Below are 13,687 nucleotides of genomic sequence, written 5' to 3' on the forward strand. Positions count from 1 at the left end.
GCTCTAAGAAGCGACCCGGCTGATCGCATCGGCGAGCTGCGCCTGCGAGAAGGGTTTGCCGAGGCGAGGCAGGTTGGCCATGCCCGTTCCTTCGGGGAGCTCGGCGTAACCGGTTGCGAGAATGATCGGCATCTCCGGCCATTCCCCGCGGATCGCCTCGGCGAGCTCGGCGCCGGTCATGCGCGGCATGGCATGATCGCAGATCACAAGATCGACCGGCTGCCGGCGCAGGATCTCAAGCGCTTCGGGACCCGCCATTGCCTCGAACACGGTATGACCGAGATCCTCCAGCATCAGCGTGGTATTCATCAGCACCAGGCCATCGTCATCGACGGCGACGATGCGCAGCCGGCGCGGCGCATTTGCCGCGCGTTGCGGCGGCTCGGCCGCGACCTCGGTCACCTGCTCGGCATGGACGACCGGGAACCACAATTCGGCCGTCGTGCCTTCGCCGACGCGGCTCTTCAGCATCAGGCGGCCGCCGGACTGGGATGCAAGGCCCTGCACCATGGAAAGGCCGAGACCGGTGCCCTTGCCGACACCCTTGGTGGTGAAGAACGGCGTGACGGCCTGCTCCATCGTCTTTGCATCCATGCCCTCGCCTTCATCGATCACCGCGATCCTCACATAGCGGCCATGCGGCAGCGGACCCTTGCCCGACGGCACGGTCTCCTCGGAGGCGCGCAGCGCGATCCGGCCGCCGGAAGGCATTGCGTCGCGGGCGTTGACCACGAGGTTGAGGATCGCCATCTCCAGCTGGTTCGGATCGGTGACGATCGTCGGCAGCCGGACGGGAAAAGAGGTCTCGATCCTCGTCAGCGGCCCCAGCGAACGGCTCAGCATGTCCATCATGCCGCGCACCAGGCCGGAGACGTCGATCGGCTCCATATGCAGTTCCTGCCGGCGGGAAAAGGCCAGCATACGCTGCGTCAGCGCCGCGCCGCGCTGCGCCCCCTGCATGGCATTGTCGACAAGCGATGTCAGCGACAGATCCTGCGGCATGCGTTTCTTCAGGATTTCCAGACTGCCGAGCACCGCCATCAGCAGATTGTTGAAATCATGGGCGATACCGCCGGTCAATTGGCCGATCGCCTCCATCTTCTGCGACTGAAACAGCTCTTCGCGGGCCTGCTCCAGCGCCCGCTGGGTCTCCATCTTCTCGGTGATATCGCGGGTGATCTTGGCAAACCCCAGCACACCGCCTTCATCGTCGCGGATGACGTCGATAACGACGCTGGCCCAGAAGCGGGTGCCGTCCTTGCGGACGCGCCAGCCTTCCCGCTCGAACCGGCCTTCGGCGCGCGCGATGCCGAGCGCCATCTGCGGCACGCCGGCTTCGCGGTCCTCCGGTGTATAGAAGGTCGAGAAATGCCGGCCGATGATTTCATCGGGCCGATAGCCCTTGATGCGCTCGGCGCCGAAATTCCAGCTGCTGACATTGCCGTCGGGATCGAGCATATAGATCGCATAATCCGAAACGCCCTGGACCAGCCGGCGGAATTGCTCCTCGCTCTGGCGGATCGCCTTTTCGGCCTCTCTGCGTTCGGTCAGGTCCCGGGTGATCTTGGCATAGCCGATGAGTTCGCCGGAGGGACGGCGGATCGGGTCGATGATCACATGCGCCCAGAAGCGGGTTCCGTCCTTGCGCTGGCGCCAGCCCTCCCCCTCGAACCGGCCGTGCTCCTTGGCGGTTGCGAGCGCGCGCTCCGGAATTCCCGCGGCGCGGTCCTCTTCCAGATAGAAGCGGGAAAAATGCTCGCCGAGAATTTCCGAGGGCTTGTAACCTTTGAACCGCTGAGCACCGGTGTTCCAGCTGGTGACGATGCCTTCGGGGCTGAGCATATAGATGGCGTAGTCGGTGATGGCATCGACTAAAAGGCGAAAGCGCCCCTCTTCGTTAAGGGACGTATCTTGTCGATTCAGCACTTCCATCGGCCCCTCTTACTCACCAGCGCTTTATAACGCGGCGGCAGGGCGGATGGTTCCGAAGCGGCCTCAAAATTTCAGACCGCCTTGACCTGCGGATAGAACTGCGCGCCGACCCGCTCGGCAGCGGCATAGGCCTGCTGGACGATCTCCGGCACCAGATCGATATCCGGCAGGCTGCCGAGGCCGAGCGGGCCGATGGCAAAAAGGCCGGCGACGGTCGAGCCGTCCTCCAGGAAGGGCTCGCCGCGCGCATTGACCGCCAGCCCGAGCGAGAGTTCGTCGGGCATGGCGAGACCGGCGGAAAACAGGCTCCCGATCAGCGGCGCGGATAGATCCGGCGCCTGACAACGGCAATCGATGACGCGCTCGGCATGGATGACCTCCTCGACCATGGAACCGGCCGGCGTGAAGAACAGGCCGCTGAGGCCCCGGCGGCCGGCCCGGCCGCGGCGCAAAACGGTGCGGCCTTCGGCGAGCTCGCGTTTCAGGCGCAGATGCATCGCCTCCGGCAGGCGGTTGCGATGGCTGTCGTAGATTGCCCGCAAATGCCGGTTGAACTGGTGTTTGTGGCGCGCCGGCAGCGAACGCCAGAGTGAGCGGGCGTGTTTTCTCAGGCCGTTCATCACCGATTGCCAGCTTCGGCCCTCCTCCTCCTCAGCCTCGCGGCAGGCCTGGCGGATGAAGCGCACGATGTCGGGCAGGCTCTGCGGCAACGTTTCGGCCGGAAAGACCGGATCGGCGGAATTCGGCGTATGGCTCTGCGGCAGGAAACCGCGCCGGGAAATGATCGTCACCTGGCCGGCGTAACCGGCATCGCGCAGTTGCAGCAACTGGTCGACGACGCGGATGCCGCTGCCGAGCAGCACCGCATGCGGCCGCGCGACGAGCCGCTGCGCCCTGACCGGCGAAGCCTCCTCGCCGCCGGCGCCCTCACCGTTCAGGCCATAGCCGGTGGCCAGCATCACGGTATCGAACAGCGGATTGGCCGGATTGGCGCTTTCGAGCAGGAAGCGGTTGCCGTGGCTCCTGCGGATCGCCACCACCGGATCGTTGCAGACCTGGACGGTGATGTCCCGGCGCGCGGCCAGTGCTTCGGAGAAACGCTGATAGACATAATCGCTGAAGATTTCCTTCGGCACGAAGATCTGCCGGAAACCAGGGATGGCGGCCGGCACGGCGGCGCGGAAGGCCGTATTGCTGCAGAGCCAGTCGTTGAAGTCGTCGCTGTCGCCGACTGCGACCGAGAGATCGCGCACACGGGTGTTGAGGATCGTCGAGGCGCGCACCGAGGCCAGCGCCTGCCCGCCGCTGACCGAGGAATTCGGATCGAACAGCTGCAGATGGAAGGGCGCACGCACCGTCTTCATCAGCGCAATCGCCGTCATCATCCCGGAAAAACCGCGCCCGACGATGGCAATCCGCGGCACGGCTGAGATCTGCGCCGCCGCATTGGCCCTGGCGGAAAAAAGTCCTTGAACCGTCATCGCAACTCCTTGGCGGCTTCATCCGCACCGTGTGTCGATCGAGGTTTCAACGCATAGATAGCGGGTCATGCGTTGATGAGGTTCATGCGGCCATTCACGAACATCTGCCGCAGGATGAAGTCCGAGCCGGAGGCCCCGGAAGTGCACGGGCGGAGCAATCACGCCCGTCTATAGTCTATCAAACTAGTCGTGTATGAAAGCGCCAAATGGCGCCCGTGGCAAGAGCTTTGTTGCCACGGGGGTTCAAGTCTTTGAAAGATCAACGATTTAGACGTGCCGACTTCAGCCGTCCTCGCCTGGATATGGCTTGGCCTTCAGCAGGCTCGCCAGATGCGCCGTGTTGCGCGCCAGCATGTCGACTGATGTCGTCACGACCTTCGGCACCTTGTCGAGGTCGACGAAATTCTTGGAACCCATCGCCTCGCCGACCCAGTAGGCGACGGCATTGGCCGCAATGGTGAAGCCGACATCGTTCAGCGCCTGGAAAAGCTCGGCCGACACATGATGGGCGCCGTCCTCGTTGCCGACGACGGCGACGGCCGCGACCCTGCCATAGGAGACCATGCGGCCCTGGTCGTCGGTCTCGTCGAGGAAGGCGTCCATGCGCTCCAGCGCCCGCTTGCAGACGCTCGACGGCTGGCCGAGCCAGATCGGCGTCGCCATGATCAGGATGTCGGCGGCGAGCAGCTTGGCGCGAATATCGGGCCAGTCGTCGCCTGCGCCTTCGTCGGATGTGACGCCGGGCTTGACGTTGAAATCGGCAAGCCGCAGCACGTCGGTCGTGACGTCATATTCGGACAGTGCCTTGTCGATGAGACCGATCATCCGGTCGGTGGAGGACGGCTCCTTGGCGTCGCTGGTCTTCAGTGTTGCATTGAGAGCGAGGGCTTTCAGCGGCATGGATCTCTCCCCGGTAACGGCTGCCTGACAGGGTTTGCCTGCTGCAACCCACCCGCGCGCCGATTGTTCCCGTAAGGATGCGAGGCGACCTCACGTAAAAATAACCAGTTGGTGAATTCTTTACTTGAACCCCCAAATGGAATCGGCAAAAGTGACGAGGCTATCAATCCTTTCATGGATTTGCCGTCTTTTCGGGCCAGCGTCCGACCACACATCTATTGGAAAAAACACCGTGAGCAGCGATGCGTTAATACGCGCGACGAAGCCTTCGGCTTCGATGGCGCTTGCAACTGCGGCAGGCTGGGGCCGAGGCCTCTTCACATTGGTGCGCATCACCATGATGGCCTTCCGCCACCCCTGGCAATCGGGCTTTGCGATCGGCGCCACGCTTGTCGCCTCCACCTTCCAGCTGATGATCCCGCGCCTCCTCGGCCAGGCCGTCGACCACACGCAGATGGCGATGAGCGGCGGCGCAGCCGGCCAGGCGGCGCAGGACGCCCTTCTGACCACGGCGCTGCTGCTGCTCGGCGCCAGCGTGCTGCGCGGCCTCTTTACCATGGTGCAGAACTATTACAGCGAAGCCGTCGGCCACCACATCGGCTACGAATTGCGGCTGGCCTGCTATGAAAAGATCCAGCGGCTGTCCTTCAGCTTTCACGACACCGTACACTCCGGCGATCTGATCACCATCGGCCTGCTCGATCTCGAGGGCGTGCGCATGTATTTTTCCACCGCGCTCGTCCGGATGATCCTGCTCACGGTGCTGATCGGCATCGGCGCCTATATGCTGCTGTCGACCGACATGGTGCTCGGCCTTCTCGCGCTCTCCTTCGTGCCCTTCGTCGGCTGGCGCTCCTCGGTGACGCAGCTCAGGCTGCGCGCCACCTGGCTCGACCTGCAGGAGCGGCTGTCGGTGCTGACCCGCATCATGGAGGAGAATCTCGGCGGTATCCGCGTCGTGCGCGCCTTTGCCGCGCAGGACCATGAAATGTCGAAATTCGAGGCGGCGTCGAAAAACGCATTGGCGCTCGCCCATCAGCGCGTCGGCATCCGCGTGATCAATACCAGCGCCATGACCTTTTCCTTCTTCGCGGCGATGGGCCTGGTGCTTTTCGTCGGCGGCGGCAAGGTGATGTCGGGCGAGATCACTGTCGGCACGCTCGCCTCGTTCCTGACCTTCATGACCATATTGCAGATGCCGGTGCGCCAACTCGGGCTGATGGTCAATGCTTTTGCCCGCGCCTCCACCTGCGGCTCGCGCCTCTTCAACCTGCTCGATCTCGACATATCGATCAAGGACGCGCCGGATGCCAGGGACTTGGCGGTGACGGAGGGCGTGCTGCGCTTCGAGAATGTCAGCTTCGCCTATCCGGGCTCGGAAAAGCGCACCGTGCTCCACGATGTCTCCTTCGAAGCCCGGCGCGGCCAGACGATCGGCATCGTCGGGCCTCCCGGCAGCGGCAAGTCGACCATCGCCCATCTGATCCCGCGCTTCTACGACGTCACCGGCGGCAAGATCACCATCGACGGCCAGGATATCCGCAAGGCGACGCTGCAATCGCTGCGCCGGGCCGTTGCCGTCGTCCAGCAGGATTCCTTCCTGTTCACCACGACGATCGAAAACAATATCGCCTATGGCGACCCCTGGGCGAAGGAAGGCCGCATCGAACGCGCCAGCGAAAGCGCCCAGCTGCACAATTACGTGCTCGGCCTGCCCACCGGCTACGGCACCGTCGTCGGCGAGCGCGGCGTTTCGCTGTCCGGCGGCCAGCGGCAGCGTCTTTCGATCGCCCGCGCACTGATGCTGAAGCCGGCGGTGATGGTGTTCGACGATTCCACCGCGGCGATCGACGCGGCCACCGAGCAGCGCATCCGCAGCGCCATGCGCCGCTATGCCGCCGACCGCGTGACGATCATCGTCGCCCATCGCCTGAGTTCGCTGATGCATGCCGACCAGATCCTGTTCGTCGAAGACGGAAGGATCGTCGAGCGCGGAACCCATGCGGCGCTGCTGGGACTCGGCGGACGCTACAAGGCGCTCTATGAGCTGCAGGTGCGGCCGGGCGACGAGGTGTTGAGCGCGTAACTCCCTTCTCTTCCCACCAGGAAGAAGAAGACAAGCAATGAATGTGCGGGCCAGGGGATCAATGGCCGCAGGAGGAGTGTGATGGCCGAGGAACTGGAAACCGAGCGTCCCGACGTTCGCGAGGATGGGCGCCGCCCGCCGCGGGCGGTGGTCGGTTCGCATCGCGTCGAGGAGGAGATGTTCGGCAAGGCCTTCGACGGCAACATCGTCAAGCGCATTTGGGCTTTCGTTCATCCCTATCGCCGCCAGGTCGCCTGGTCGGTCGTCGCCGTCCTCACCTTCACGATGATGCAATTGCTGATCCCGCTGATCATCCGTTACGCCATCGACCACGGCATGTCGCCGGGCGGCAGCCAGTCGGCGCTGATCTGGTCGATCGCCGCCTTCGCCATCGCCATCCTTATCAACTTTGCGGCAAGCTACGCGCAGGAGACGCTGGTCGGCGGCGTGGCGGAGGACGTGCTCTTCGATATCCGCAGGGCGATGTTCTCGCATCTGCAGCGTGTCTCGCTCTCCTTCATGGACAAGACCGAAGTGGGGCGCCTGATGTCGCGCCTGCAAGGCGACGTCAATTCGATGCAGGAATTCCTCGAAACCTCGGTTCTCTCGGTCGGCGACATCGTGCTGCTCTTCGGCATCGTTTTCGTGATGCTCTATCTCGATTTCAAGCTGGGGCTGCTGACGCTTTCGGTGTTGCCGGTGCTGTTCATCGTCCGGCTGTTCTGGCTGCCGCTCGCCCGCAAATCCTTCATGGCCGCCCACGAGACCAATTCGGTTGCAGCCGGCGCCCTTGCCGAAGCCATCCACGGCGTGCGCGCCGTCCAGAGCATGGACCGGCAGGGCGTCAACTTCACCCTTTACGACGACAAGGCGCATGCCAACTTGCAAACGCATCTGACGGCGGCGCGTTATGCACAGGTGATGGTGCCGATCGTCGACAGCCTGACGGGCGTCGCCATGGCGCTGGTCATCGTCGTCGGCGGCGCCCGCGTTCTCAACCAGGCGCTCGATGTCGGCGTGCTCGTCGCCTTCCTGTTCTATATCCAGCGCTTCTTCGACCCGATCCGGTCACTGACGCTGCAATATTCGGTGATGCAGCGCGCCATGGCGTCGGGCCAGCGGCTGACCGAGGTGCTCGACGTGCCGGTCGACATCAAGGACGCGCCCAATGCCAAGGCGCTATCGCGCGACATGGACGGCTCGGTCGAATTCAAGGACGTCGTCTTCGGCTACAACCCGAAGCATCCGGTGCTGAAACATGTGAGCTTCAAGGTCAATCCCGGCGAGACGGTGGCGCTCGTCGGGCCGACGGGCTCGGGCAAATCGAGCTGCATGTCACTGATTCACCGCTTCTACGACGTGCAGCAGGGCCAAGTGCTGGTCGGTGGCCACGACGTGCGCGACCTGACGCAGGATTCGCTCGGCGCGCAGATCGCCATGGTGCTGCAGGAACCCTTCCTCTTCACCGGCACCGTCTTCGAAAACATCCGCTACCACAAGGCGGAAGCGACGCGTGAACAGGTGATCGAGGCGGCCAAGGCCGTCGGCGCCCATGAATTCGTCATGCGCCTGCCCGATGGTTACGACAGCGTTCTCGGCGAGCGCGGCGGCAATCTTTCGCTCGGCCAGCGCCAACTTTTGAGCTTTGCCCGCGCGCTGGTGGCGGATGCGAAGATCCTGGTGCTCGACGAGGCGACGGCCAATATCGACAGCTACACCGAGATGCTGATCCAGAAGGCTTTGGTGAAGCTGCTCGAAAAGCGCACCGGCCTCGTCATCGCCCATCGCCTCGCCACGATCCGCGAGGCCGACCGCATCATCGTGCTGCAGAACGGCGAGATCATCGAAAGCGGCGACCACCGGCAATTGATGAAGAACGGCAAGCTCTATTCCAGGCTCTATAACCTCAACTACGCCTCCTTCGACGATATTCCCGAAGACGTGCTGGAAGAGACGACGGCGACGCAATCGGCGACCTAAGACTAAAGCCGGATGACATGCGTTAACGCATGTTGCAAAGATTGAACGAACCAACGATTTGCTGCCGCATTTCTCTTTTATCCGGAGTGCGAATGCCACTGAGGAGAAAATTATGAAAAGAATCATCAGCAGCCTGTTGATCGCGACGGCCCTTGTTGGATCGGCCATTCAGCCTGCTGCCGCACGCGACCACCATCGCCATCACGACAATACCGGCCGCATCATCGCCGGCGGCGTTGCCGCAGGCGTCGTCGGCGGCCTGATCGGCGGCGCACTTGCCAATGGCGGCCCCCGTTACGTCGATGAAGGCCCGCGTTATGTGGAGAGCCCGCGCTATGTCGAGCAGCCGAGATGCTGGTATGAGGACCGCGACGTCCGCAACCGCTACGACGGCGGCTACCACGCCGAAACCGTGCGGGTCTGCGAGTAGACCTGAAGTTTTGAAGTGGTGCTGAATTCGGCAGTGCCGCTCGACCCTCAGCCGAGGCTGCGTTGCGCAGCCTCGGTTTTTTTAGTTCATATCAACGGCATGCCGACCAGGAGAGCGGCCCCTCATCCGGCTGCCGCCACCTTTCTCCCCATAAACCGGGCGAAGGGACCAAGCCGGGACTTCTCCGTCCCTCGCGTAACCGCTTCCCCCATGGCTTTTCGCAGGCGTCGTCCTGTGGCAAGAAGGGTCATGACACCAGGCGCCGCAAAGGGAGGAAGATCGCCAGAGATGAAGGGAATTCGCCAGCTCGCCGAGCATCTCGACATTTCGATCGGCACCGTGTCCCGAGCGCTGAACGGCAAGCCCGACGTCAATGACGAAACGCGCCGGCGCGTGCTCGCCGCCGCCGAGGAACTCGGATACGTCGCCAACCAGTCGGGCCGCAGCCTGCGCCAGGGCATGACCAACGTCATCGGGCTGATGCTGGAAGTGAGCCGCGAGACGGTCGAAAACAGCGACGACTTCTTCCTCGGCGTCACCGACGGGCTGCAGAGCGTTTTTTCCCGCCACAAGCTCGATCTGGTCATGCTGCCCTGCCCCGACGACGAGGATCCGCACGAATATCTGAAGCGCATGGTGGCGCGCCGCCTGGTCGACGCGCTGATCATCTCGGCGACGCGGCGCACCGACCGGCGCATCGAGCTTCTGGAAAAGGCCCGCATCCCCTTCGTGGCGCTCGGCCGCAGCGCGTCGGGCGGCAGCTATACCTGGATGGACCTCGATTTCGAAGGCGTGGCGGCGCGCGGCGTCGACCGGCTGGTCGCCAAGGGCCATCGGCGGATCGCGGTGGCCGCCCCCTCCTCCGACATCAACCTCGGCTATATCTTCCTCGACAGTTACCGCCAGGCGCTGCAGCGCCATGGCCTTGCCTTCGACCCGGCGCTGGTCATCCGGGTCAAGTCGAGCGAACAGGGCGGCTATCAGGCCGGCCACGAACTGCTGATGATCGAAGAGCGGCCGACCGCGATCATCCTGATCCATGAACTGATGGCGATCGGGCTTTACCGCCGGCTGGCCGAAGCCGGCATCGTTCCCGGCCGCGACCTTGCCGTCGTCGGCTTCCGCGAGGAGCCGCGCACCCATTTCCTGCAGCCGTCGCTGACCTCCTTCCGCATGTCGCTGCGCGATCTCGGCGCCCAGCTCGGCGAAACCCTGCTCGCCAGCATGCCGGCCTATGCCGAGCACTATCCGCAGGGCGCCCGCAACCGCATCTGGCCGCTGGAACTCGTTCCCGGCGAAAGCGACGCTTTCACGCTGACCGGCTGAAGCCCTCAGACCCGGCTCGGCGCCACCGGAGGCTCCCGGCTCGACAGCTGACGCGTGACGAAGAAGACCAGGAGGGCGCCGGCGGCAAGGCAGGCGGCCAGGAAGAACATCGGCGCGATCGTGCTGCCGCTCTCATCCTTGATCCAGGGCACGACGTTCTGAGCAACGAAGCCGCCGAGATTTCCGACCGAATTGATGGCGGCAAGGCCGGCGGCCGCCCCCGCGCCCTTCAGGAAACGCGAAGGCAGGCTCCAGAACACCGGTTGCGGCGCGAAGATGCCGGCCGCGGCAACGCAGAGGAAGGCGAATTGCAGGGCGTGGTTCGGGATCAGCGCCGAAAGCAGCAGGCAGGCGGCGCCGATGAAGGCGGGAATGACGATATAGGGCGTCTTCGATTGCGCCTTGTCGGCCATGGCGGGCACGACATAAAGCGCCACCGCCACGAGCAGCCAGGGAATGACGTTGAGAAATCCATTGACCGTGTTGGTGACGCCGAAGGCCTTGACGATGGTCGGCAGCCAGTAGCTGAGCCCGTAGGCCGACAGCGGAAAGGCGACATAGCAAAGCGCCATCAGCAGCACACGCGGGTCGATGAGCGCCTTGAAACCATCTCCGGCATTTTCGCCCATGCCGGCATTTTCCGAGGCGAGCCGGCGTTCGAGCCAGGCCTTTTCCTCGCCGCTCAGGAAGCTCGCATTCTCCGGCCGGCCGGGAAGATAAAAGAAGGTGACGATACCGGCGAGGACGGCCGGAATGCCGGTCGCCAGGAACACCCATTCCCAGCCGGCAAAACCGTAAAGGCCATCGAGATCGAGCAGCAGACCGCCGAGCGGCGCGCCGACGGCATTGGCGATGGCGCTGAAGATCATGAACAACCCGACCATCCTGCCGCGATAGGCGGCGGGAAACCACAGCGTCAGCAGATAGAGCACGCCCGGAAAGAAGCCGGCCTCGCACACCCCGAGCAGGAAGCGCAGGATATAGAACATCGTGGCGTTCTGGGTGAAGGCGAGCGCAACAGTGACGATGCCCCAGGAGACCAGGATGCGGGCGAACCAGACGCGGGCGCCGAGTCTTTCGAGGAACAAGTTGCTCGGCACCTCGAAGAGAAAATAGCCGATGAAGAACAGCGAGGCGCCAAGGCCATAGGCATATTCGCTCATCCCGAGCGCGTCGACCATCTGCAGCTTGGCGAAGCTGACATTCTGCCGGTCGATATAGGCGATGAGATAAAGGACGCCGAGAAACGGCATCAGCTTCCAGGTGATTTTCGAGATCAGCCGCTTCTCATCAACCATGCGTATTCTCCGGAATGACTATGCTACGTCGGAACGTAGATAGCGCCGCCCGTCAATATTCAATTGCGCGCGGTATTTTCTCTGGTGCCGCAACCCAGATTGGTGGCCGCACCCGGGGTTCGGGTGCGGCCGGTGTTTGGCTATTCGGCAGCTGCGACGGCGGCACGGCGGCCGATCGTTGCCTGGGTCAGCACGAAGGCCGCGAAGGCGCAGACGGCGATGCCGGCGGCCATCGGAGCGGCGGTGCCGTCGAAGAACAGGCTCGAGATCACCATGGCGACGGCGGCGATGACGAAATGCAGCGTGCCCATCAGCGACGAGGCGGTGCCGGCGATGGCGCCGTGATCCTCAAGGGCGAGCACCGCGCTCGTCGGGATGACGAGGCCAAGAAAGCCGTAGCCGATGAACAGGAAGCTCGCCAAGACGGGCAGCTGGTTGAAGCCTGAGGCCATCACCACCGCCATGGCCACCATCGCCAGCGCGAAGGCGCTGACGGCAATGCGCATGACGCGCACCAGACCGAACCGTTCGCCGAGCCAGCCGGTCGCCTGCGACACCGCGAAGAAGGAGACGGCATTGATCGAGAAGGCGAAGCTGTATTGCGTCGGCGTCAGCCCGTAATGCTGGATCAGCACGAAGGGCGAGTTGGCGAGATAGACGAGGAAGCTCGAAATGCCGAGACCGCCGATGAAGGTCAGTGTCAGGAAATTGCGGTCGGCAAGCAGCAGCCGGTAGGCCGCCATGGCGCTTTTCAGGCCGCTGCCGCTACGCTCCTTGGCCGGCCGGGTTTCCTCGAGCTGGGTGGCGAGCAGGACGAGGCCGATGAAAGCGGCGATCATCACCGCCCAGAACACGCCGCGCCACCCGTAGAATTCGATGACGGCGCTGCCGGTCAGCGGCGCCAGGATCGGCGAGATCGAGAAGACCAGCATCAGCAGCGACATCAGGCGCGCGGCCTGCACGCCGGTATGCATGTCGCGGACGATGGCGCGCGGGATGACCATGCCGGCCGCACCGCCGATGCCCTGGACGAAACGGAAGGCGATCAGCGTTTCGATGTCGGTCGAAAGCGCACAGCCGATCGAGGCGACAGCGAAGACGCCGATGCCGAGATAGAGCGGCAGCTTGCGGCCCCACATATCCGACAGCGGCCCGTAGACGAGCTGGGCGAGCGCAAAGGAAATGAAGAAGGCGAGAAGGGTCAGCTGGGTGACGTTGTTATCGGCATGCAGATCCTGGCCGATGGATGGCAGCGCGGGCAGATACATGTCGATGGCGAAAGGCCCGATGGCCGATAGAAGGCCGAGAATGAGGGCGATGCGAAAGAAGGGAGCCGTCATAATGGTGGTCTTTCACAAAAGCGCGAGCGGAAGCGTTGGATCGTCGTTCCGCCGCATTGCTCTTAAGGGTTCGATGATGATTGTTCGCGCGCGAAGACGAAGTTGGGAGCTCATATCTTCAGCGGAACCAGGCGTGTCAACAAATTTGGACACTGATGTAAAATTAGACGCCATTGTCTAAAACGTCAAGACGCCTTATCCTCGTTTCCATGAAAGATCGCATGACACCGGCAATCCGGATGGGAGGGCATACGCAGCGTGGGCAATGCGCCAAGCGCATGTCGATCCTCGATGCCGCCGCCGACGTCTTCTGCCGCCAGGGTTTTGCCGGCGCCAGCATCGACGAGATCGCCGCGGTCGCCTGCGTCTCGCGTCAGACGATCTACAATCACTACCGCGAAAAAGAGACGCTGTTCGTCGCCGTCGTCGAGGACGTCATGAACCGCGCCAATGCCATGCTCTTCTCGGTGCTGTCTAGCTTCCCCGAGAAGACCGACAATCTGGAGGACGGGCTGACGGCCTTTGCCGTGCGCCTCAACAAGAACTGCATCTGCAATCATGACGGAAAATTCCTGCGCAAGCTGGTGCAGACCGAGGGCGAGCGCTATCCGCACCTCTTCGAAAGCTGGCGCCAGCAGGGCCCGGGCAAGCTGACCACCGCCCTGTCCGCGCTTCTCGCGCGGCTTGCTCATACCGGCGCGCTCGTCATCGACGATTTCGACGTCGCCGCCCGGCAGTTCGTGGCGCTCGCCAATGCCGACCTGCAAATGATGACGCTTTTCGGAGGTACGCCAACCGACGAAGAGCTTGAGAAGGCGGCGCGCGACGCCGTCCGCACCTTTCTCAAGGCTTATGGCAGGCCGGGGGCCGATGGTGCCGGCCGTGCACCGCAGCTTGCAGCCATATCAGGCTGA

The 13,687-nt window shown here is 63.5% G+C and carries 10 protein-coding genes; 5 read left to right on the forward strand and 5 right to left on the reverse strand.

Annotated features, from left to right (window positions below; all coding sequences use genetic code 11):
- Nucleotides 1-3 precede the first annotated feature (3 nt).
- The 3 genes from ATY75_RS33075 to ATY75_RS33085 form a co-directional block, all read right to left on the reverse strand.
- Complete coding sequence (locus ATY75_RS33075; RefSeq protein ID WP_088940711.1) at nt 4-1,932, reverse strand: PAS domain-containing sensor histidine kinase; 1,929 nt, start codon at nt 1,930-1,932, stop codon at nt 4-6.
- Nucleotides 1,933-2,003: 71 nt separating this feature from the next.
- Entirely contained in the window at nt 2,004-3,413 is a 1,410-nt protein-coding gene (locus ATY75_RS33080; RefSeq protein ID WP_088940712.1) for an FAD/NAD(P)-binding protein, read from the reverse strand.
- 282 nt (nt 3,414-3,695) lie between these two features.
- Nucleotides 3,696-4,313 (reverse strand): NAD(P)H-dependent oxidoreductase, encoded by a 618-nt coding sequence (locus ATY75_RS33085; RefSeq protein WP_088940713.1) that lies wholly within the window; start codon nt 4,311-4,313, stop codon nt 3,696-3,698.
- 124 nt (nt 4,314-4,437) lie between these two features.
- Here ATY75_RS33085 and ATY75_RS33090 point away from each other — a divergent pair, with 124 nt between their 5' ends.
- The 4 genes from ATY75_RS33090 to ATY75_RS33105 all read left to right on the forward strand — a co-directional run bounded on the left by ATY75_RS33090 (nt 4,438) and on the right by ATY75_RS33105 (nt 10,135).
- Nucleotides 4,438-6,399, forward strand: coding sequence for an ABC transporter ATP-binding protein (locus tag ATY75_RS33090; RefSeq protein WP_190241471.1), 1,962 nt, complete (start codon nt 4,438-4,440; stop codon nt 6,397-6,399).
- Between the two features lie 81 nt (nt 6,400-6,480).
- Complete coding sequence (locus tag ATY75_RS33095; protein ID WP_088940714.1) at nt 6,481-8,379, forward strand: ABC transporter ATP-binding protein; 1,899 nt, start codon at nt 6,481-6,483, stop codon at nt 8,377-8,379.
- Between the two features lie 112 nt (nt 8,380-8,491).
- A complete protein-coding gene (locus tag ATY75_RS33100) occupies nt 8,492-8,809 on the forward strand; it encodes a hypothetical protein (RefSeq protein WP_088940715.1) in 318 nt (105 codons plus the stop codon).
- Between the two features lie 288 nt (nt 8,810-9,097).
- Nucleotides 9,098-10,135, forward strand: a complete 1,038-nt coding sequence (locus ATY75_RS33105) for a LacI family DNA-binding transcriptional regulator (RefSeq protein WP_088940716.1) — start codon at nt 9,098-9,100, stop codon at nt 10,133-10,135.
- 5 nt (nt 10,136-10,140) lie between these two features.
- On the opposite strand, the gene ATY75_RS33110 is transcribed toward ATY75_RS33105, so the two are convergent.
- The gene (locus ATY75_RS33110; protein WP_064842916.1) at nt 10,141-11,433 is read right to left on the reverse strand and encodes an MFS transporter; all 1,293 of its coding nucleotides are present in this window, start codon (nt 11,431-11,433) and stop codon (nt 10,141-10,143) included.
- A gap of 140 nt (nt 11,434-11,573) precedes the next feature.
- Nucleotides 11,574-12,773, reverse strand: coding sequence for a multidrug effflux MFS transporter (locus tag ATY75_RS33115; RefSeq protein ID WP_064842913.1), 1,200 nt, complete (start codon nt 12,771-12,773; stop codon nt 11,574-11,576).
- A 173-nt stretch (nt 12,774-12,946) separates the two neighbouring features.
- On the opposite strand from ATY75_RS33115, the gene ATY75_RS33120 reads away from it, so the two are divergent.
- Nucleotides 12,947-13,687 (forward strand): TetR/AcrR family transcriptional regulator, encoded by a 741-nt coding sequence (locus ATY75_RS33120; RefSeq protein ID WP_088940717.1) that lies wholly within the window; start codon nt 12,947-12,949, stop codon nt 13,685-13,687.

The sequence above is a fragment of the Rhizobium sp. N122 genome (assembly GCF_002211295.1).
In the GTDB taxonomy this organism is placed as follows: Bacteria; Pseudomonadota; Alphaproteobacteria; order Rhizobiales; family Rhizobiaceae; genus Rhizobium.